The sequence below is a fragment of the uncultured Muriicola sp. genome (assembly GCF_947258935.1).
GTDB lineage: Bacteria > Bacteroidota > Bacteroidia > Flavobacteriales > Flavobacteriaceae > Muriicola.
This window is the reverse complement of the sequence record NZ_CAMYKH010000024.1, coordinates 23927-43436: the sequence shown is the minus strand read 5'-3', so window position 1 is coordinate 43436 and position 19510 is coordinate 23927. Positions and strand designations below refer to the sequence as shown.

General features: G+C 40.9%; 22 protein-coding genes. 8 read left to right on the top strand and 14 right to left on the bottom strand.

The window, feature by feature from the left end:
* Positions 1 to 378 precede the first annotated feature (378 nt).
* Positions 379 to 1413, top strand: a complete 1035-nt coding sequence (locus tag Q0X72_RS06255) for an alkaline phosphatase D family protein (RefSeq protein WP_297762981.1) — start codon at positions 379 to 381, stop codon at positions 1411 to 1413.
* Between the two features lie 49 nt (positions 1414 to 1462).
* The gene (locus Q0X72_RS06250) at positions 1463 to 1882 is read left to right on the top strand and encodes a nucleoside-diphosphate kinase (protein WP_297762978.1); all 420 of its coding nucleotides are present in this window, start codon (positions 1463 to 1465) and stop codon (positions 1880 to 1882) included.
* A 77-nt stretch (positions 1883 to 1959) separates the two neighbouring features.
* Here Q0X72_RS06250 and Q0X72_RS06245 read toward each other — a convergent pair whose 3' ends face one another.
* From Q0X72_RS06245 to Q0X72_RS06235, 3 genes are read right to left on the bottom strand one after another with little or no spacing between them, the layout of a single operon-like run.
* On the bottom strand, positions 1960 to 2253 hold the full coding sequence (locus tag Q0X72_RS06245) for a DUF721 domain-containing protein (RefSeq protein ID WP_297762975.1): 294 nt from the start codon (positions 2251 to 2253) through the stop codon (positions 1960 to 1962).
* A gap of 1 nt (position 2254) precedes the next feature.
* Positions 2255 to 2671: a hypothetical protein gene (locus tag Q0X72_RS06240; RefSeq protein WP_297762972.1), complete on the bottom strand. Its 417-nt coding sequence runs from the start codon at positions 2669 to 2671 to the stop codon at positions 2255 to 2257.
* Between the two features lies 1 nt (position 2672).
* On the bottom strand, positions 2673 to 3752 hold the full coding sequence (locus tag Q0X72_RS06235) for a DNA replication/repair protein RecF (RefSeq protein WP_297762971.1): 1080 nt from the start codon (positions 3750 to 3752) through the stop codon (positions 2673 to 2675).
* 111 nt (positions 3753 to 3863) lie between these two features.
* Between Q0X72_RS06235 and Q0X72_RS06230 the strand changes: the two genes are divergently transcribed.
* The 6 genes from Q0X72_RS06230 to Q0X72_RS06205 all read left to right on the top strand — a co-directional run bounded on the left by Q0X72_RS06230 (position 3864) and on the right by Q0X72_RS06205 (position 9031).
* Positions 3864 to 4628 carry a tetratricopeptide repeat protein gene (locus Q0X72_RS06230; protein ID WP_297762968.1) on the top strand — a complete coding sequence of 255 codons (765 nt, stop codon included), beginning with the start codon at positions 3864 to 3866 and terminating at the stop codon, positions 4626 to 4628.
* Positions 4629 to 4630: 2 nt separating this feature from the next.
* Positions 4631 to 5116: a 6,7-dimethyl-8-ribityllumazine synthase gene (ribH, locus tag Q0X72_RS06225; protein WP_297762966.1), complete on the top strand. Its 486-nt coding sequence runs from the start codon at positions 4631 to 4633 to the stop codon at positions 5114 to 5116.
* Positions 5117 to 5270: 154 nt separating this feature from the next.
* A complete protein-coding gene (locus Q0X72_RS06220; RefSeq protein ID WP_297762962.1) occupies positions 5271 to 5561 on the top strand; it encodes a riboflavin synthase subunit beta in 291 nt (96 codons plus the stop codon).
* The gene (mutL, locus tag Q0X72_RS06215; RefSeq protein WP_297762959.1) at positions 5561 to 7411 is read left to right on the top strand and encodes a DNA mismatch repair endonuclease MutL; all 1851 of its coding nucleotides are present in this window, start codon (positions 5561 to 5563) and stop codon (positions 7409 to 7411) included. Before Q0X72_RS06220 ends, mutL begins: the two co-directional genes overlap by 1 nt.
* Entirely contained in the window at positions 7412 to 8155 is a 744-nt protein-coding gene (locus Q0X72_RS06210) for a rhomboid family intramembrane serine protease (RefSeq protein WP_297762956.1), read from the top strand.
* The gene (locus tag Q0X72_RS06205; RefSeq protein WP_297762953.1) at positions 8156 to 9031 is read left to right on the top strand and encodes a rhomboid family intramembrane serine protease; all 876 of its coding nucleotides are present in this window, start codon (positions 8156 to 8158) and stop codon (positions 9029 to 9031) included.
* Between the two features lie 19 nt (positions 9032 to 9050).
* Here the strand turns inward: Q0X72_RS06205 and Q0X72_RS06200 are convergent, their stop codons facing one another.
* The 11 genes from Q0X72_RS06200 to udk all read right to left on the bottom strand — a co-directional run bounded on the left by Q0X72_RS06200 (position 9051) and on the right by udk (position 19390).
* The gene (locus tag Q0X72_RS06200; protein WP_297762951.1) at positions 9051 to 9362 is read right to left on the bottom strand and encodes a DUF6122 family protein; all 312 of its coding nucleotides are present in this window, start codon (positions 9360 to 9362) and stop codon (positions 9051 to 9053) included.
* Positions 9355 to 9993: a WbqC family protein gene (locus Q0X72_RS06195; RefSeq protein WP_297762949.1), complete on the bottom strand. Its 639-nt coding sequence runs from the start codon at positions 9991 to 9993 to the stop codon at positions 9355 to 9357. Before Q0X72_RS06195 ends, Q0X72_RS06200 begins: the two co-directional genes overlap by 8 nt.
* Positions 9994 to 10029: 36 nt before the next feature.
* The gene (lepB, locus tag Q0X72_RS06190; protein ID WP_297762947.1) at positions 10030 to 11727 is read right to left on the bottom strand and encodes a signal peptidase I; all 1698 of its coding nucleotides are present in this window, start codon (positions 11725 to 11727) and stop codon (positions 10030 to 10032) included.
* A 52-nt stretch (positions 11728 to 11779) separates the two neighbouring features.
* A complete protein-coding gene (dapB, locus tag Q0X72_RS06185; RefSeq protein ID WP_297762945.1) occupies positions 11780 to 12481 on the bottom strand; it encodes a 4-hydroxy-tetrahydrodipicolinate reductase in 702 nt (233 codons plus the stop codon).
* 3 nt (positions 12482 to 12484) lie between these two features.
* Positions 12485 to 13117: a DUF5683 domain-containing protein gene (locus Q0X72_RS06180; RefSeq protein WP_297762942.1), complete on the bottom strand. Its 633-nt coding sequence runs from the start codon at positions 13115 to 13117 to the stop codon at positions 12485 to 12487.
* Entirely contained in the window at positions 13110 to 14015 is a 906-nt protein-coding gene (locus Q0X72_RS06175) for a ParB/RepB/Spo0J family partition protein (protein WP_297762940.1), read from the bottom strand. The genes Q0X72_RS06180 and Q0X72_RS06175 overlap by 8 nt, the downstream gene beginning before the upstream one ends.
* Complete coding sequence (locus Q0X72_RS06170; RefSeq protein ID WP_297762983.1) at positions 14015 to 14788, bottom strand: AAA family ATPase; 774 nt, start codon at positions 14786 to 14788, stop codon at positions 14015 to 14017. Before Q0X72_RS06170 ends, Q0X72_RS06175 begins: the two co-directional genes overlap by 1 nt.
* Positions 14789 to 14922: 134 nt before the next feature.
* The gene (scpA, locus tag Q0X72_RS06165) at positions 14923 to 17082 is read right to left on the bottom strand and encodes a methylmalonyl-CoA mutase (protein WP_297762938.1); all 2160 of its coding nucleotides are present in this window, start codon (positions 17080 to 17082) and stop codon (positions 14923 to 14925) included.
* On the bottom strand, positions 17075 to 18451 hold the full coding sequence (locus Q0X72_RS06160) for a methylmalonyl-CoA mutase subunit beta (protein ID WP_297762935.1): 1377 nt from the start codon (positions 18449 to 18451) through the stop codon (positions 17075 to 17077). The genes scpA and Q0X72_RS06160 overlap by 8 nt, the downstream gene beginning before the upstream one ends.
* The gene (locus tag Q0X72_RS06155; protein WP_297762932.1) at positions 18441 to 18776 is read right to left on the bottom strand and encodes a septum formation initiator family protein; all 336 of its coding nucleotides are present in this window, start codon (positions 18774 to 18776) and stop codon (positions 18441 to 18443) included. Before Q0X72_RS06155 ends, Q0X72_RS06160 begins: the two co-directional genes overlap by 11 nt.
* Positions 18777 to 18781: 5 nt before the next feature.
* The gene (udk, locus tag Q0X72_RS06150; protein WP_297762930.1) at positions 18782 to 19390 is read right to left on the bottom strand and encodes a uridine kinase; all 609 of its coding nucleotides are present in this window, start codon (positions 19388 to 19390) and stop codon (positions 18782 to 18784) included.
* Between the last annotated feature and the right edge of the window lie 120 nt (positions 19391 to 19510).

Here is a 19510-nt window from a genome sequence, read left to right as displayed (position 1 = left end):
TTTGGGGTTATGACAGTTGCGCTATGCCCTGTTGATTTTAAGTAGAAATTCAAGGCCAAAGCAGCGCCTATGGCATCGCCGTCTGGATTCTTATGGGGAATGATCACTATTTTTTGGGGACTACTAAGCAGGGTTTTAAGGGCCCCAACATCGGCTGATTTCATGGGTGCAAAGATACAATTTAATACAAAATGCAAATACCAAAGTGGTTTAAAACGACCAAATTAACAAGGGAATTGAGTTATTTGAAGCGAAGTATTGATGAATTTGCTACGCGGCTAACTTCGATTAAAGTTAAATAAAAGATATCTTTAGCTACTACTTATTGGGTTAACAATCAAATATTTTACATTTAAAATATTAAAGTTTCTTTTTATAATGACGCTATCCAAATATTCTTTCTTTTCGGTAATAATAATTTTGTTCTTTGGTTGTAAAATTAGCCAGATTCAGGATCAACCGCTTCCCTCCCAGGATTCTTTCACAATTGCCTTTGGTTCTTGCAATAAGCATACGGTAAAAAACAATCTCTGGGATGATGTTTTGGCCGCCCAACCAGATGTTTGGATATGGGGAGGGGACATCATTTATGCCGATACCGGTGAGGCTTCAGAAATTGCCAGAATGTTCAATGTTCAGAAGGAGATCCAGGGATATAAAGCTTTATGTGATCAAGTTCAGGTAATTGGGACCTGGGATGACCATGATTACGGTTTGAATGATGGGGGTGTGGAGTTTACTTCAAAAGCAGCTAGTCAGCAGGTATTTTTAGATTTTATGGACGTTCCTTCAGATAGCCCACGTAGGCAGAAGGAAGGGGTTTATGCTAGTTATACATATGATCTTCCCGCGGGTTCGGTAAAGATCCTGGTTCTGGATACACGCTATTTTAGATCGGCATTGACCCCGGCAGCAGACAAGAAAAAACGCTACCAGCCTGGAATCTACGGACAGGGTACTGTATTGGGCGAGACCCAATGGGCTTGGTTGGAGGCGGAATTGCGGAATTCAAACGCTGATTTCAACCTTTTAGTAAGCAGTATACAATTCTTGTCTGCCGAACATGGATTTGAGACCTGGGGGAATTTTCCGCATGAGGTGGATAAACTTAATGGACTAATCAAAGAATCGGGTGCCAGTGGGGTCATCATACTTTCAGGAGATCGTCATATCTCAGAATTCTCTGAAATTATAGTTCCGGGCCTATCGTATCCACTGATCGATTTTACTAGTAGCGGCCTAACTCATGTTTATTCTAGTTATTCGGGAGAACCCAATCCGTATAGAATAGGTGAAGTGATTTCTAAGAAAAGTTTTGGGTTACTAACGCTCAATCTTGCATCAAAGGAAGTACAAATGAAGATGGTAGGCGATCAAGGCAAGATCCTGAATGCCTTAACACAACAGTATTAATGTTGTAGGTTGCATCTAGAAAGTGTATTTTTGCCGAAAATTTTTTAGAATGACAGGAAAAAGAACATTTACCATGATCAAGCCCGATGCGGTTGAGAATGGCCATATAGGGGCTATTTTAGGAAAGATCACCTCCGCAGGCTTTAAGATCATAGCTATGAAATACACTCAATTAAGCAAACGCGATGCCCAGGAATTTTATGCGGTTCACAAGGAACGTCCTTTCTTTGGGGAATTAGTATCGTTTATGACAAGAGGGCCCATTGTATCTGCGATCCTGGAGAAGGAGAACGCTGTAGAAGATTTTAGGGCACTTATAGGGGCCACCAACCCTGCTGAGGCAGCGGAAGGAACTATCCGAAAGTTGTTTGCCAAAGATATAGGAGAGAATGCCGTCCATGGATCAGATAGTGATGAAAATGCCGCTATAGAAGGTGGTTTTCATTTTTCAGGAAGAGAGATCTATTAAAAATTATTGATCATAGAATAAAAAGGACCTTCTAACGGAGGTCCTTTTGTTATTTTTGGAAGCGGATTTATTTCTACTTATCGCAAGACGATCTTAGTGACCACTTCCCGCCCTAGTTCTTCATTTAAAAGGGCTATTATTTTAGATTTTCCGTGACTTAATTCTTCCCTGAGTACTGAGGAGGAGAGGGAAACAAAAAGGGTGCTGTTTCGCAGATCAATGGCTGTGGTATAATTATTAACCCCATTTCCCATTAGGGAAACCCAGGCTTCCTTTACGAGCACCTTGTCTATACCCTTTTGCAATTTATTGGTGGAAATAAATTCTTTCAAGGCTTCTCCAAGCGATATATTGTTCTTTTTACGAACCAAGTTACTCTAATGTTATGGGTTGAAAACGTTCATAAATATAGGTAATTTGCTCTTCATTCACGAGCCTGAGCTCAGTTTCCGCAATGCTTTTGATCTCCTCTTCCCAGTCAGCCATGGCGCTCTTATAAACCATAAAAAAAGATCCGTCTCGTTCTGATATGGAGAAGTACTCCGCATCATCAGAAGTTTCAAAACTTCCGTCAATAAGCGGTTGAACCTTTTTGCGATACCCTTTGGTGCCTGTTACCTCAATGTAATCGACGGTTGCATTTATTTCATAGGTCTTGGTATCACCATTTGGGAATTTAACCTGTTTGATCTCCCAATACCCATCTAGAAAGGTGAGGTCCTCTTTGGTGACCGGATCGCCACAGGAATACAGGAGTATACAGGCTAAAATAATGGATAGATGTCTCATTTTACAGGGGAAATATCTTATAGGATTGATGAATTTCTTTGATGATCTTTTCGGTTCGTTCCGCATGGGTGTCGCTTATAAAGATCTGACCAAAATTCTTGTCCTCTACTAAGGTAACAATATGTGCAACTCTATTTTCATCGAGCTTGTCGAAAATATCATCCAATAATAAAATGGGAGTGGTTTTTACCAGGACCTTCAGGAAATGAAATTGTGCAAATTTTAAAGCGATCAAAAATGATTTTTGTTGGCCCTGACTTCCGAATTTCTTAATAGGATACCCACCGATCTCAAAATCGAGGTCATCCTTATGAATTCCTACACTGGTATACTGCAGTGCCCTATCCCTATCAATATTTGAAGTTAAAAGGGAACTTAGATCCGCATCGTGTAAGCGTGAGTTGTAGACCAGATTCACATCTTCACTATCACCCGATATTAGGCTATATTGTTCCCGGAAAATAGGAACAAATTTTTCAATGAACGAAGCTCTTTTTTCATAGATCACCTGACCGTAAGAATGTAATTGTTCATTGTAAATGTCTAAAGTTTCCTGATCGAAAGTGTGATTGGCAGCAAAATACTTTAACAATGCGTTTCGTTGAGCCAATACCTTTTGATAGCTCATCAAGGTTTGCAGATATTCAGTATCTGATTGTGAGATAACCCCATCCATAAACTTCCTGCGGGTATCGCTCCCTTCAATGATAAGATCTCTATCTGCAGGTGAGATGATTACCAGCGGAAGAAGACCAATATGATCTGATAGCCTGTCATAGGTTTTCCCATTTCTTCGAATTACTTTTTTAACATTGCGTTTTAAAGAACAAACGATCTTCTCTTCGCGCTCGTTCAGCATAAAAATCCCCTCGATCACAAAAAAATCGGTACCGTGTTTAATGTTCTGTGAGGCTATGGGATTAAAGTAGCTCTTCCCAAATGCCAGATGATAAATAGCATCGAGCAAATTGGTTTTGCCAATTCCGTTATTTCCTACAAAGCAATTTATTTTAGCATCGAACTCAAAGTTTACATCGCTAAAATTCTTGTAATTAAGAAGAGAAATATTTTGAAGAAACATTCAAAGGGTTGTTGAAATTGATTTTGGGGCCGTAAATATCCAAAAATAACAAATAAATACCCTTCGGTTTTGGAATAAAACTTTATTTTTGCGCGATCAATTGATGGAACTATGGCAACATATAAAAAGAGGGGTTACAAGCCGAAAAATAAGGAAGAGGAAAGAGCACGCACAGAACAAGGCAGCACAACTGCTGAAGTTTTCAGCACATTAGATGAAAGTGCTTCGCGCTCAGAGCAATGGGTAGCCCGTAACCAGAATTACATTCTTGGGGTCATTGGGGTCATTGCCGTGGCCGTTTTAGGATATTTGGGGTACTATCAGTTTGTACAAGAACCAAAGAACGCAAGTGCTGCTAATGAGATGTTATATCCCAACCAATATTTTAACGAAGCCCTACAAAGCACTGCGGAAAAAGATTCACTGTTTTTATTAGCCCTTAATGGTGCCGAAGGGAAATATGGGTATTTGGATATCATAGAAGAGTATTCTGGCACTCCGTCCGCCAATATTGCAACCTACGCTGCCGGAATGGCCTATAAGGAGTTAAAACAATATGACAAGGCAATTGAGTATTTGGAAAAGGTATCTGCAGATGAAGAAATTACAGCTTCTCTGGCCCTTGGAGGCATTGGGGATTCTTTTCTTCAACTTGGACAAACAGAAGATGCACTTGCCTATTATGTAAAAGCATTTTCACATGATGAAAATGAACTTACAACACCCAGGTATTTATACAAAGCCGGGATCGCTGCTTTAGAGCTTGGAACAAAAGAGAAAGCACTCGGTTATTTTCAACGGATCAAGGATGAATTTCCAAATTCGGATGAGGCAAGAACGATCGATGTTTTCATAGGAATGGCTCAAACCCAATAAAGATGGCTACTGCAAACCGAAATTTATCAGAGTATGATAAGGACGGTATACCAAAAGCAGATCATTTCAAGATTGGTCTGGTGGTATCTGAGTGGAATACCGAAATAACAGAAGGACTTTATAAAGGGGCTCACAGTGCTTTGGTTGATTGTGGGGTTAAGGAGACAAATATTCTCCGCTGGGATGTTCCTGGAAGTTTTGAACTTACATTTGGTTGCAAAAAGATGATACAGGTAGAAAAGCCCGATGCGATCATTGCAATTGGAAGTGTGATACGAGGAGAAACTATGCACTTCGATTTTGTGTGCAGTGCCACTGCACAAGGGATCAAAGATCTCAACCTTCAATTTACGACGCCAGTGATCTTTTGTGTTCTAACCGATGATACCTTGCAACAAGCCCAGGACAGAAGCGGTGGCAAACACGGAAATAAAGGAACAGAAGCTGCTATTGCGGCCATTAAAATGGCTGCGCTGGGATCTATCTAACTAGTTGACCCCAGTCCATTAAAATTACTACCTTTCCAGATCAATCTTTTTATGTAATTACTGTTGCAGAATTTTTCCTCCTGGTGTTAACAAATTTTGGGAGCCATGGTTCTACACTTTTTTTATATTTAAGTACCTTTGACGGAGGAGCATTATGGGACGATTTACGAAACTGCGCAAGAACAAAAAATACAATTATACACCACGATATTTCGATGATAAAGGGGAAGGAAATCCCTATAAAATAGAACGAAAATTAGACAAGTTTCGTTCAACGGTTGAAACTCCCAGAGGTATCAAGTCTAAATTGAACCACGCTATGTCTGATCTCCGCAGAGGAGGCGATCAATATTATAAATTGAGAATGCTCATCATCATAGCTGTACTTATCTTTATTTTTCTTTACATTATTGATTTTGATCTATCCATATTCCTAAACAACTAATGGCAGATATCATACAACTCTTGCCAGATCATGTGGCCAATCAAATAGCAGCGGGAGAGGTAGTGCAACGACCTGCTTCTGTGGTTAAGGAGTTGTTGGAAAACGCTGTGGATGCCGGTGCAAGTACCATTCAACTTATTGTGAAGGAGGGTGGAAAAACGCTGATCCAGGTTGTGGATGATGGTATTGGGATGAGTCCAACAGATGCCCGACTTAGCTTTGAACGTCATGCAACCTCAAAGATCCGAAGTGCAGAAGACCTTTTTAAATTACATACCAAAGGATTCAGGGGAGAGGCTCTTGCCTCCATTGCAGCAATTGCCCATGTAGAGATGCATACAAAGCCCGAGGATGAAGAAGTAGGAACGCATCTAAAAATTGAAGGCAGCACCGTAGTCTCTCAGGAGTTTATTGTAACACCAAAGGGCACTTCTATATCAGTAAAAAATCTTTTTTATAATATTCCCGCTCGCCGTAACTTTTTAAAATCGAATCAGGTAGAATTCAGGCATATCACAGATGAGTTTCACCGAGTGGCACTGGCTCATCCGGGGATCAACTTCTATTTCTTTCATAACGGAAGTGAGTTATTTCACCTAACATCTCATTCTCAAAAGAAACGTATAGTTCAGATCTTTGGCCACAAGACCGATGAAAAATTGGTACCTGTTCAGGAAGAAACACAAGTAGTAAGCATTGAAGGGTTTATCTGCAAGCCATCATTTGCCAAAAAGAGCAGGGGAGAACAATTTTTCTTTGTCAATGATCGGTTTATCAAAAGTCCGTACCTCCACCATGCCATACTTTCGGCTTTTGAAGGTCTCATTAAACCTGAGTCGCATCCCGGGTATTTTTTATATCTGAAGGTAGACCCTACCTCTATAGATATTAATATCCACCCAACGAAAACTGAAATAAAGTTCGATGATGAGCAAACGCTTTATGCGATTTTAAGGGCAACTGTGAAACACAGCCTTGGGCAATTTCACTTAGCCCCTATGATAGATTTTGACAAGGATCAAAATTTAGAGACGCCTTATGCCTATCAAAACAAGGAAGCCAATCTACCCGGTGTTACCGTGAATCCCGGATTTAATCCCTTTCAGGAATCTACTGGCAGATCTGCACCTGGCGGATTTCACAAGAAAGCCTCCGCTGAAGGATGGGAGAATCTTTATGTGGGTATGGAATCTAAGGCAAGTAGAAAAGATTCTTTTAGTAGTGTCCACTATGAATCAGAGACCATTTCAGGTTCTATATTCCCCCAGTCTGAACAACCCGAAGGAAATGATTCCACCACTTTTCAACTTCGAAGAAAATATATTGTTACCACCATTAGATCCGGCATGCTTATCATAGATCAAAGCAGGGCACATCAACGCGTGTTATACGAAAAGTTCTTGCGAAGCATGACTTTAAAAGAGACATTAAGTCAACAACTTTTGTTCCCTATCTCTTTATCTTTCTCCAAAGGTGAGATGGCCATACTGCATCAAATGAAAGATCATTTACATGCTTTGGGATTTGTCTTTGGTAATGAACAGGAAGAACAACTCGTTATAAAAGGTTTACCTCCTATGGTGGCAGAAAAGGAAGCCGAACTAGTATTGGATCAGCTTATTTCAGAATGTTCAATGGAAAGCAAGTCGACCGATTTTTCACAATCAGACATGCTGGCCAAGGCACTGAGTAAGTCACTTTCGGTTAAAACAGGCGATTTATTAGACAGTATATCGCAATTAGCCCTTGTAAATGACCTTTTTGCATGTAAGGAAACACTGCTGAGTCCGTTTAATAAACCAATCTTTATTACGTTATCTGAAAACGAAATTGATAAAAAATTCAACTAAATGGGAAGACTCACCGGGGCCATTAAGCACCTTCTGATAATCAACATCCTCTTTTTTGTGGCTACCAGCCTTTACGGAGAGCAAATGTTTCAATGGTTCTCCCTTTGGTTCCCGGAGAATGAAAATTTTGCCTTATGGCAGGTTATTTCCCATATGTTTATGCACGGTGGATTTATGCATATCCTCTTTAATATGTACGCTCTATGGGCCTTTGGATCACCTTTGGAACAAATGTGGGGCAAAAATAAATTCATATTCTTTTATTTTTCTGCCGGGATCGGGGCAGCCATTATTCACACGGCAGTGAACTATTACTACTTTACTGAAGGCATGGATGTCCTTTTAAATTCGGGAATGGCCAAAGCGGAGGTCATAGACATTATTTCACAGGGGAAATTTAGTCCCAGTTGGTATAACCTGGCATCTAAGAGCACTATAGATAATTTCCTAATGGCATACTCTACGCCTGCAGTAGGGGCATCAGGGGCAATCTATGGTATTCTGGTGGCGTTTGGGATGTCTTTTCCTAACAGTGAACTTTTTCTTATTTTTCTACCTGTACCTATCAAAGCAAAGTATTTTATTCCAGTGCTAATTGGACTCGACTTATTTTCTGGTGTTACGGGATACTCTATCTTTGGACAGGGGATAGCCCATTTTGCGCATGTAGGAGGTGCCCTATTTGGATTTATAATGATGTGGTATTGGAAAAAGAAGCAGTTCAATAAAAATAGGTGGAATTAGATGAGCACAGGAGGACTTAGATATCAATATGCCCGACTAAGCATAGCAGAAAAGCTTATTGCTGTTAATGTGGCTGTTTTTATTTTAAACGCACTACTGCCTTTTCTTCTTGGCTTTGGCAAAAATGCCATTTCACAATGGTTTGAACTTCCGGTAAACCTAATGACCTACATTACGCAACCGTGGTCTATTATTACCTACTCCTTTTTCCATGCAGATTTTTTCCATTTGTTCTGGAACATGCTGTTGTTATATTTTTCCGGTAGGATCTTTATGAATTTATTTTCTGCCAGGAAACTGATCAATGTTTACTTCTTAGGCGTCATCCTTGGCGGCTTACTCTTTGTAGTAAGCTACAATATCTTCCCCGTCTTTATGGGATCTAATACCTCCATTATAGGTGCTTCGGCAGGTGTCACAGCCGTTTTGATATTTATTTGTGCCTATATACCGAACCAGGTAGTAAGGGTGTTTTTCTTTAATGTAAAGTTGTGGTATATAGGAGCATTTTTTGTGTTTGTAGATCTTATCCAAATCCCGGCCAGTAATTCAGGAGGGCATCTGGCTCACTTGGGAGGGGCCTTATTGGGATATGTATACGCCAGGCAATTAACGAAAGGGAAGGATATAGGTGAAGGCTTTTCCAAGATGCTAGATGCTCTGGGGGCATTCTTTAAACCCAGCGAGAAAAAAGCACCTATGAAAACTGTCTACCGGAAAGCAAAGAGTGCGGCCAAATCTAAAGTAGATTACGACAAAGAAAGCAGACAACGTAAGATAGACGCTATTCTGGATAAGATCAGCAAATCTGGTTATGAAAGCCTTTCCAAAGCAGAGAAGGATTTCCTCTTCAAAGCAGGCAAGGAGGATTCATAACACCCGCTGCTCCGTCTATTTAAATCATAAGAAGACAATCTATTCCATCTGCCAGCATATGGATCAATAAGCCAATCCCGATGATTCTTAGGGGTTTTACAAAAAGGAAAATAACATACAACACCATAGCCCAATATTGGTGCAGAAAATGGAAGTTGATGCTACATCGATTGGGGTCAAAAATAGGCGTAGCCAGCAGATGATCTACATCTATCAATATGGCAGCCAGCATAATTAAAATGATCCTTGCTCGGTTTTCTTTAAAGAAAAGGAAACCCACCGCAATGGGAAGCATAAAATGAATTCCATAATGGAGCACGAATCTAAGCATTGAGAAAAGATAAGGAAACCTCTTCTAAATAGGTCGGTGCTGCCGTTCCTTCGTTAAAGAGTAGGTCTAGAATACTTAGGTTACCTATAAACCCATGACGTTCAACAAACACCTGTGTATACGGAGGCGGATAAAATGAGACTGATTTTTTAGCATTGACCATACATCGCATATCTATGAAATTGTTAGGATTAGGATCATAGACCGTTGTTTTAGATGAAGGTATATCCAGTTGAAGAAGTTCACATGCCAGCTCAATAGATCTAAGGTTAAAATCGAGTAAGAACTCAAAGCTGTCTTTAAATAACGGAGCAAGTTCATCCTCGTAATATTCAAAAAATGGCGAAGATCTGTATGCAGTTTGTAGCGTGCGCCAGTGTTGTCGTTGCCAGGGATATTGGTTATCTACTTTTACATCTCTGTAAAACTGCTTGCCCTGTTCTCCACCTACATGTTTTATGGGGATTGTCATCATATGTTTCCCCTGGTCCGTGCAGATATACGTTCTATTCCTGTAGGTTTGTTTTTGAAAGTAATCACAAACCTCCCATAGGCATTTCCTTTGTGCAAGTAGTGCCATACTGGCTATGTTGGGAAAATAAGTAGGATGAAGTAAAATCAGAGGATCCATATGCATCATTTACCTAACCCTTATTTTCATTAGGGGTTACTTTATCTTTTTTCTACGTTTCCTGAAGAAATCGAATACAAACCAGGCAACCAAAGCCATTAGGAAATATTTAAAATAGGAAACGGGTTCACCTTTGCCATTAACGGTGGTAAAGATACGATCCCATCTGGGTTTCCAATGGGCAATACCTTCGTTGAAATTATCAAAGCTCAACCAAATAAAAATAGGTGTGCCAACAATATGATTCTCCGGAACGTAACCCCAGGTTCTGCTGTCTTCTGAATGGTCGCGGTTATCACCCATCATCCAGTAATAATCTTGTTTAAAGGTATAATTGTCTGCTACCTTGCCATTGATGAGAACCTGGTTTCCGGATACTGTTACCGTGTTGCTTTCATAGTCCCGAATAATCTTTTTGTAAAGGGGCAACACCTTAAGACTAAGTGCAACTGTGCTTCCTTTTTTTGGCAAATAAATTGGTCCAAAGTTGTCATTGTTCCACTGATATACCTCATTTTGTGGAAAGATGTTATAACCAGGAACTCCTTTTGGTTCAAGTATTTTGACGATTGAATCGATCTGAGGATCGGAGCGTAATTTATCCACCATCTCGTCCGTTAAAGTAGCTTGCCGCTCTCTATCCGTTATCTCTCTTAGGGAAAGGCGCAAGGCACGTATAATGTCGGTTGTAATTCCTTTGCTATCCGTAAGTATCACCGGGGGATTATTTTGATCATAAACCCCGTAACCATATGTGCGCAGGGCATTGCTTTGTTGCGGACTCAACGACTGTGCAACATAAGTTCTATTGAATTCTGACACGCCAGCTTCTATCAACAAGCGGGAAGAGACCCCTTTCTGAGCGTACAGGGTATAATCGTATTGGGGTTTGGCCCTGTCTGAAAGAACAAGCTGATCCCCATTGATATAGACATAACCATTGCGTATCTCTAAAGAATCCCCTGGGAGACCAACACACCGTTTAACATAATTAGATTTCTTATCGATCGGTTTTATGACTCCTTTTTCCCTTTTAAAAAAGGCTCGTACAGTATCGGCGGGCCAACTGAAAACCACAATGTCGTTTCTATCAACTTTGGTGAATCCGGGAAGTCTTAAATAAGGGAGTTGAGGTTTATTCAAATAGGATCGGATACCAACAAAGGGAAGTGTATCATGCACCATAGGTGCCGCTATGGTGGTCATAGGGGTCCTGGCACCGTAATGAAATTTGCTTACAAAGAGCAGATCCCCTATACGCAAAGTGCGTTCTAAGGATCCTGTTGGAATAACATATGGCTGAATAAAATACGTATGTACAAGGGTGGCTGCCACTATGGCAAAAACAATGGAACTTACCCATTCACCTGTGCCACTTTTGGGGTGTAAACTACGGTCCTTTAAGTGTTCTACATCTAAACTGTAGTTTACATAATATATGTAGAATCCCAGGGTTAGGATCACCAGCCAGGTATCAATCAAGCTATTTCGCCCAAAACTACGGATGGTCTCCACCCATATTACAGGAAACATGAGTAAGTTAATGATAGGAATAAACAAGAGGATCACCCACCAGCCGGGCCTGTTGATGATCTTCATAAGAACGATGGCATTGTAAACGGGAATTGCTGCTTCCCATGCCTGCCTACCTGCTTTTATATAAAGTTTCCAGGTTCCTAAAAAATGGATCACCTGAATTAGTAGAATAAATAGAATCCACTGTGTAGCGTTCATTCTTGCTTATTTTTTCTGTTAGACGCGGCAAGGTATCATTTTGTTACCATTTTTAACCCAGGTTTAACACGTCTTTCATACTAAAAACACCTTTCTTTCCCTGAATCCATTCGGCAGCCACCACAGCCCCCAGGGCAAATCCTTCCCGGCCATGTGCAATGTGCTTAATACTTATCTGATCTTCAATACCCGAATAACTAACTTCGTGAGTTCCCGGTATTTCGCCTTCTCGATGAGAATGAATAGGAAGGATATTTTTCCCGCTATGCTCCAGCGCCCATTTGGTAAAGTCAGTTTTACTTATGATCCCTTCAGCAAGTGTAATAGCTGTACCACTGGGAGCATCTATTTTATGAATGTGATGGGTTTCATCGATAGATACTTCATAGGTTTTTAAGTTGGCCATCATCCCGGCCAATACCTTGTTGAGCTCAAAAAATATATTGACCCCCAGGCTAAAATTAGACGCGTACAAAAAAGCTCCTTGCTGTTTTTTGCACAGATCCACTACCTCCTCATACTGGGTTAACCATCCTGTGGTTCCAGAGATGACAGGGACCCCTGCCTTAATGCACCCTTTGATATTGTTAACTGCAGATTCAGGGACACTGAAGTCTATAGCCACATCCATATTGTTGTAATCAATTTCCGTGCTGCCCACATCTATACGAGCCACTATATTATGGCCTCTTTTTTGGCTGATCTGGTCGATCATTTTACCCATTTTACCATACCCGAACAGTGCTATTCTCAAAGACTAAAATTTTATAGTTAAGGCAATGCCGTAATTGGGATCGGAAGTTATTGGATGATATTCCAAGTAGGGTTTTATATCCAAGCTTAGGTCATCGTCTACATTGAATTGCTTTAAATGCGCGTCCACATTGGCATCAATGATATTAAAAGCGTATAAACCAATAGTGATAAGAAGTGCAAGATCCCTATCTCGCTGATACCGTTCCTGTGCATCTTGTAAAGCTTCATCCGAAAGATCCGGACTACCGGGTACAATGCCGCTGCCATTTACATCGTAGAACTCATCATCTATAAACCCCGCTCTACGCCTTTTAAAGGCAGTTCGAAATCTGTCGTACAGATCATCGTTGTACACGTAGGCATATACTCCGGTCCCAATAGCTCCATAGACAATGGGCAGTTTCCAATATCGCCTGTTATAGATTTGTCCCAAACCTGGAAGAATGGCAGAGTAAAAAGCAGCTTTGCTAGGGCCAAGCGGATCTACCTTTTTCTTTTCTATTTTGCCCTCAACGACAATCCCTTTTTCTTTAAAATTTGTGCGAAGTGAATCTGCTGATGTCTTTTTGTCCTGTGCATTTATGAAAGCAACACAACAGAGAAGGACAGCAAAAAAAAAAGATCGCTTATTCACCTGTGATCAATTTTTTGATTCGGTGTAATTCTTCCTTGGACTTGAACGAAATGGTCATTTTGCCTTTTTCATTGTCTGAAGTATTAAGAATTACCGGGGTTTCTAAAAATTGAGATAGGTCTATTTCACTTTGAACGATATACCTCGATTTAGGAATAGATTTGGAGCCAGACTTCTTAGTAATGCTTCCGGAATCATGGTATTTTCTAACTAATTCCTCCGTCTGCCTCACAGAAAGCGAATCGCCTATGATCTGTTCGTAAATCTCCAATTGATCCTCACGACGTTCAACATTCACCAAGGTACGGCCATGGCCCATACTTATGAATCCATCTCGAATGCCTGTCTGAATAATGGGATCTAATCGTAATAATCTTAAGTAATTAGTGATCGTAGATCTTTTTTTACCCACTCTGTCACTTAACTTCTCCTGGGTAAGCTCAATTTCTTCAATTAATCGCTGGTATGAAAGTGCAATTTCAATGGGATCGAGATCTTGTCGTTGAATATTTTCAACCAAGGCCATTTCTAAGGATTCCTGATCGTTGGCAATACGGATGTACGCAGGGATGGTTTCCAGACCAATCAATCTGGAAGCTCTGTACCGACGCTCTCCGGAGACCAGCTGGTATTTATTAAAATCGAGTTTTCGAACAGTTATAGGTTGTATGACCCCTAGTTCTCTAATGGAAGAGGCCAATTCCTGAAGTGCTTCATCGTTAAAGTTGGATCTGGGTTGAAAAGGATTTACATCGATCGCATCTAATTCCAGTTCAACAATATTCCCGACAACTTTGTCTGCATTCTTATCAGCAACGGAGTTAATATCATTCTCCGGATCTTTTAAGAGGGCAGAAAGTCCGCGTCCTAACGCTTGTTTTCGTGTTGCTTTCGCCATTATACTTTCTCCTTATTTTTCTTGAGAAGTTCGTTGGCCATGTTGAGATAATTGATAGCCCCTTTGCTGCTGGCATCATATTTTATAATACTCTCCCCATAGCTGGGCGCTTCTCCGAGGCGAACATTTCGTTGAATGATGGTGTCAAAGACCATGTCCGAAAAATGTTTCTTAACCTCTTCTACTACCTGATTAGACAAGCGTAAACGCGAATCATACATGGTGAGTAACAATCCTTCTATATCCAGATCCGGGTTATGGATCCTCTGAACACTTTTAATCGTATTTAATAATTTCCCAAGACCTTCCAGTGCGAAGTATTCACACTGTATTGGGATGATCACTGAATCTGCAGCTGTCAAAGCGTTAAGCGTTAATAACCCCAGGGATGGTGCACAATCTATCAGAATATAGTCATATTCTTCTTTGAGCTCCCTGATAGCCTGTTTCATCATGTATTCCCGGTCCTCCTTATCTACCAGTTCTATTTCTATAGCAACCAGATCAATATGTGAAGGAATAAGGTCAACATTAGGAGAGGAAGTCTTAATAATAGTTTCCCTGGCCAATTTTGTGTGTTCCAGTACTTGATAGGTTCCTAATTCGACCGTATCAACATCAATACCAAGGCCGGAAGTGGCATTAGCTTGGGGATCTGCATCAATCAAAAGTACTTTTTTCTCCAAAACACCCAGCGAGGCAGCGAGGTTTACGGTAGTGGTAGTTTTACCAACACCACCCTTTTGGTTTGCAATAGCAATTATTTTGCCCATCATCATAGTAAGTTAGGGGTTAAAAATACGATTATTTGGTTAGCCAAAAAATGTATTTTGTTAACACAAAGTGAATAACTTATGAATTGGGAACCTAATGTAAACACCCAACTTACTTTGTGGCAGGTAGCGAATTATTTATCCGTGTCTAAGAGTATTTCCAGGATCTGTATGGCTGCTTCACTGATTTTGGTTCCGGGACCGTAAACTGCTACGGCGCCAGCATCGAACAAGTATTGATAATCCTGTTTTGGAATCACGCCACCTACGATCACCATAATGTCTTCTCTGCCATACTTTTTTAATTCCTCCAGAACCTGTGGTACCAGGGTTTTATGACCTGCTGCCAGCGAGGAAACTCCCAGTATATGCACATCGTTCTCAACAGCTTGTTTAGCGGCTTCGGCCGGAGTTTGGAACAATGGACCAATATCTACATCAAACCCAAGGTCGGCATATCCGGTGGCTACCACCTTGGCCCCTCTGTCGTGCCCGTCCTGTCCCATTTTCGCGATCATGATCCTGGGACGTCTGCCATCCATTTCAGCAAAGGCATCGGCAAGATCACGTGCCTTTTTAAAGCTTTTATCGTCTTTTATTTCTTTGGAATACACTCCTGAAAATGTTTGAATTTTTGCGTTGTACCTCTTGAAGACAACTTCCAGAGCATCACTGATCTCACCCAGGGTAGCTCTTTTCCTTGCAGCATCTATGGCTAAAGCTAACAAATTATTTTCAGCTTTATCCTTCAGGTCTTTTCCTTTGTTCTCAGCAGCAGTAGTAAGAGCATTCAGGGCTTTGGTCACTGCTTTACTATCTCGTTCTTTTTTTACTTTTTCGAGTCGCTCAACTTGCTGCCTGCGAACTTCGGCATTGTCTACTTCCAGGATCTGCATAAGTTCTTCCTCTTCCAGGCGGTATTGGTTTACACCAACAATTATATCCTTTCCGCTGTCTATTCGGGCTTGTTTTTTGGCCGCCGCTTCCTCTATCCGCATTTTTGGGATGCCCTCTTCAATAGCTTTTGTCATACCACCCAATGCCTCTACTTCTTCAATAAGAGTCCAGGCTTTTTTGGCTAAGGCATCCGTTAAGTATTCCACATAATAACTTCCTGCCCAGGGATCTACCGTTTTTGTTATGTTGGTCTCGCTTTGCAGATATATCTGCGTATTCCTGGCGATCCTCGCGGAAAAGTCGGTCGGAAGGGCAATAGCCTCATCCAAAGCATTTGTATGAAGGCTTTGAGTACCCCCAAAAGCTGCCGCCGCCGCTTCAATGGTGGTCCGCGCCACGTTGTTAAAGGGATCTTGTTCTGTGAGACTCCACCCACTGGTTTGGCAATGGGTTCTGAGGGCGAGCGACTTTGGGTTTTTAGGTTCGAATTGTTGGATAATTTTAGCCCAGAGAATACGACCTGCTCTCATTTTGGCGATCTCCATAAAATGATTCATTCCAATGGCCCAAAAAAAGGAAAGTCTGGGGGCAAAGGTATCTATATCCAATCCTGCTTTTAATCCGGTCCTGATGTATTCCAATCCGTCTGCCAGCGTATACGCCAATTCAATATCTGCAGTGGCTCCGGCTTCCTGCATATGGTAGCCTGAGATGCTTATACTATTAAATTTAGGCATGTATTTGCTGGTGTACTCAAAAATATCTGCAATGATCTCCATAGAGGGCCCCGGAGGATAGATGTACGTATTCCTCACCATGAATTCCTTAAGAATATCATTTTGAATGGTCCCCGCTAACAATTGAGGTGAAACTCCTTGTTCTTCTGCAGCGACGATATAGAAAGCCATTATGGGTAAAACGGCGCCGTTCATGGTCATTGAAACCGACATCTTATCTAGGGGGATGCCCTCAAAAAGTATCTTCATGTCCTCTACAGAATCTATAGCTACACCGGCTTTCCCAACATCGCCAACTACACGTTCGTGATCGCTATCATATCCTCTATGGGTGGGAAGATCGAAGGCCACAGATAAGCCTTTTTGCCCAGCTTCAAGATTTCTTCTGTAAAAGGCATTACTTTCTTTAGCAGTAGAAAAACCGGCATATTGCCGTATGGTCCAGGGTCTTTGCACATACATGGTGGCATAAGGACCTCGCAGAAAAGGTGGCGCACCTGCAGCAAAATCGAGATGCTCCATAGCGTCTATTTCTTCCTTGGTATACTGTTTGTGTACATCGATACCTTCAGCAAAATGAAAAGAATCACTTTTAGACGATCGCCCTTTTGGCGATCCATTTGAGTGTAATTGGAGGTCTTGTACGTCTTTCCTATTCATTGTCAAGTCTTTTCTGTTCCATGGTTTCTGCCAACCTTTTTTCCAAAATAGGTTCTAGAAGGGTCTTTCCCGGTTTGGTTTTTAAAAATGGATAGATTTCAATATTCTCTTTCATGGTATCTTTAGGATTCACATATACATTGCTCCCCACTAAGACTCGTTCACCACTATCAAATTGTTGTTGATCTTTTTCCGCTTGTTCTCTGATCTTCTTTTGAATTGTATGTTGCTTGAGGGCTTTTAGAAAGCCACCTGAAGCTTCAAGGTTTTTAAAGAGATGCAGGGCTTTTTCAGCCAACTGATCTGTCAGGGATTCTATATAATATGCCCCATCTGCGGGATTTGAAACTTCTCCAAAATAGCTTTCATTTCGAAGGATCAACAACTGATTGCGGGCAATTCTATCTCCAAATTCGTTATCCTTATGATAGATCGCATCGTACGGAAGATTACAAATAGTATCTGCCCCGCCATTGATGGCCGCCATACATTCTGTGGTGGTTCGTAATAAGTTCACATTGTAATCGTACAGGGTCTTGTTTCGTTTACTCGGCTGTGCAACAATATGACAACCTGCGGGAGCATTGTAAGAGGAGGCCAGGGTTTGCCACAGGAGCCGGAGGGCCCTTAATTTAGCGATCTCGAAAAAATAATCTGAATCTACCGCAACCTTAAAGATGGGCTCAGGAAAGTTTACTGGGTTCTGTTGGTTTCCAAAGAGATGCAAATATTCATTTGCCTGAGATAACATATAGGCCAATTGCTGAACCCGATTGGCTCCCGCATTTTGATATAGTGCGCCATCTATTGTGACAGTATGGAAAACTGGCAAGTCCTTTGCTATTTGTACCATGGAACCCATATCTTTTTCCATGGAATGTTGCCAGTTCCCTGTTCTCGCAAGGCTACCTAAAACATCCATATGGATAAAGAAAGTGGCACTATCAGGTGTTTTGAACTTTGATAATTTTTCGGTGAATTCAGTAGAGATAAATCGCAGTTCAAGATGGATGGGTACCACCGAAAGATCGATTCCCAGTAATAGTTCCTCTAAATTAACTTCTGGAGAAGGAAGTATAAAATACAGACTCTCAGCACCCCTCAATAGAGCATCGGCAGCTTTTTTATTAGCGGGTTTCTCATTTTGAACATAGCATACCTGACCAATCTTCCAGCTAGTAGGAGTAGGTACGGGATGAGGGGGATGCTCTTTAAGATCCTCGGAATTATAAAAAGGTTTTACTTTAATATGATCCGGACCTTCCCACACCAAGCGGTCGTTGTAGTCTTCCCCTTTGAGCCCTGCCTGTATTTGCTGTTTCCAGGCTTTAGAGGAAACACCTGGAAAATTGTAAAACTTACTGCTCATCGTCATCCTGTTTGTTTTTTAGACTATCCTCATATTCTATCAGGTAGATCTCCTCATTTTTCTTTTTTAAATAATAATGTTCCCTGGCAAACTTTTCCAATTCTTTGGGATCTGAAAGTTTTTCCAGTGTTTTTTTATCTTGTTCTATTTCACTTCTGAGGAATTCCTGTTGCTTTTCAAGGGTTTTGATCTGTTTTTTTAAATGTATAATCAGTGAAATCGAATCAAAAAATACCATCCAGATAACAAATGCCGTTAAGACCACAACATAAATATTGGTTACAACACCAAACCATTTTTTTGCTCTCAGATCTTTCATTCCCATAGCGATCAGGTAAGTTTATCAGTTATAATAGTGCGAACAATGTCTACTGCCACTGTGTTGTATTTATTATTGGGAATAATGATATCTGCATATTCCTTGGTAGGTTCTATAAACTGATCGTGCATAGGTTTTAAGGTTGTTTGGTAACGGGAGATTACTTCCTCAATATCCCTTCCGCGTTCATTTATATCGCGTTTAAGTCTACGGATGAGTCGCTCGTCAGAATCTGCATGAACATAAATTTTAATGTCGAACATTTGCCTGATTGTCGGATTGGTGAGGATCAAAATTCCTTCCACGATCATTACCTTTTTTGGATGTGTCCTGATGATGTCTTTGGTGCGATTGTGTTTAGGAAAGGAATATACAGGCTGGTCTATAGGTTCGCCTTTTCGTAGAATGCTGAGGTGTTCACCCAATAATTCAAAATCGATGGCACGTGGATGATCAAAATTGATCTTGCTGCGTTCCTCATATGATAAATGAGATAGGTCATTGTAGTATGAATCCTGAGAAATTACGCCTACTTCCTCTTCTGGAATTTCATTGATGATCTGGTTCACTACCGTAGTTTTCCCGCAGCCAGTTCCGCCAGCAATTCCGATGATCAACATACTTGCTTTGTTTTATTCAAAAATAAGGATTTGGATGCATATCTGTTGGTATAGACCAGTATCATTTTAGTGTACTTAGGTATAATTCACTGCTCTGTTAAAATATGATACAAATCATAG

Bases quoted from the DNA above. Each gene is read 5' to 3' on its own strand.
- Q0X72_RS06255 (WP_297762981.1), top strand. From the start codon at position 379: ATGACGCTATCCAAATATTCTTTCTTTTCGGTAATAATAATTTTGTTC.
- Q0X72_RS06250 (WP_297762978.1), top strand. From the start codon at position 1,463: ATGACAGGAAAAAGAACATTTACCATGATCAAGCCCGATGCGGTTGAG.
- Q0X72_RS06240 (WP_297762972.1), bottom strand. From the start codon at position 2,671: ATGAGACATCTATCCATTATTTTAGCCTGTATACTCCTGTATTCCTGT.
- Q0X72_RS06235 (WP_297762971.1), bottom strand. From the start codon at position 3,752: ATGTTTCTTCAAAATATTTCTCTTCTTAATTACAAGAATTTTAGCGAT.
- Q0X72_RS06230 (WP_297762968.1), top strand. From the start codon at position 3,864: ATGGCAACATATAAAAAGAGGGGTTACAAGCCGAAAAATAAGGAAGAG.
- ribH (WP_297762966.1), top strand. From the start codon at position 4,631: ATGGCTACTGCAAACCGAAATTTATCAGAGTATGATAAGGACGGTATA.
- Q0X72_RS06220 (WP_297762962.1), top strand. From the start codon at position 5,271: ATGGGACGATTTACGAAACTGCGCAAGAACAAAAAATACAATTATACA.
- mutL (WP_297762959.1), top strand. From the start codon at position 5,561: ATGGCAGATATCATACAACTCTTGCCAGATCATGTGGCCAATCAAATA.
- Q0X72_RS06210 (WP_297762956.1), top strand. From the start codon at position 7,412: ATGGGAAGACTCACCGGGGCCATTAAGCACCTTCTGATAATCAACATC.
- Q0X72_RS06205 (WP_297762953.1), top strand. From the start codon at position 8,156: ATGAGCACAGGAGGACTTAGATATCAATATGCCCGACTAAGCATAGCA.
- Q0X72_RS06200 (WP_297762951.1), bottom strand. From the start codon at position 9,362: ATGCTTAGATTCGTGCTCCATTATGGAATTCATTTTATGCTTCCCATT.
- Q0X72_RS06195 (WP_297762949.1), bottom strand. From the start codon at position 9,993: ATGGATCCTCTGATTTTACTTCATCCTACTTATTTTCCCAACATAGCC.
- lepB (WP_297762947.1), bottom strand. From the start codon at position 11,727: ATGAACGCTACACAGTGGATTCTATTTATTCTACTAATTCAGGTGATC.
- Q0X72_RS06175 (WP_297762940.1), bottom strand. From the start codon at position 14,015: ATGGCGAAAGCAACACGAAAACAAGCGTTAGGACGCGGACTTTCTGCC.
- Q0X72_RS06170 (WP_297762983.1), bottom strand. From the start codon at position 14,788: ATGGGCAAAATAATTGCTATTGCAAACCAAAAGGGTGGTGTTGGTAAA.
- scpA (WP_297762938.1), bottom strand. From the start codon at position 17,082: ATGAATAGGAAAGACGTACAAGACCTCCAATTACACTCAAATGGATCG.
- Q0X72_RS06160 (WP_297762935.1), bottom strand. From the start codon at position 18,451: ATGAGCAGTAAGTTTTACAATTTTCCAGGTGTTTCCTCTAAAGCCTGG.
- Q0X72_RS06155 (WP_297762932.1), bottom strand. From the start codon at position 18,776: ATGGGAATGAAAGATCTGAGAGCAAAAAAATGGTTTGGTGTTGTAACC.
- udk (WP_297762930.1), bottom strand. From the start codon at position 19,390: ATGTTGATCATCGGAATTGCTGGCGGAACTGGCTGCGGGAAAACTACG.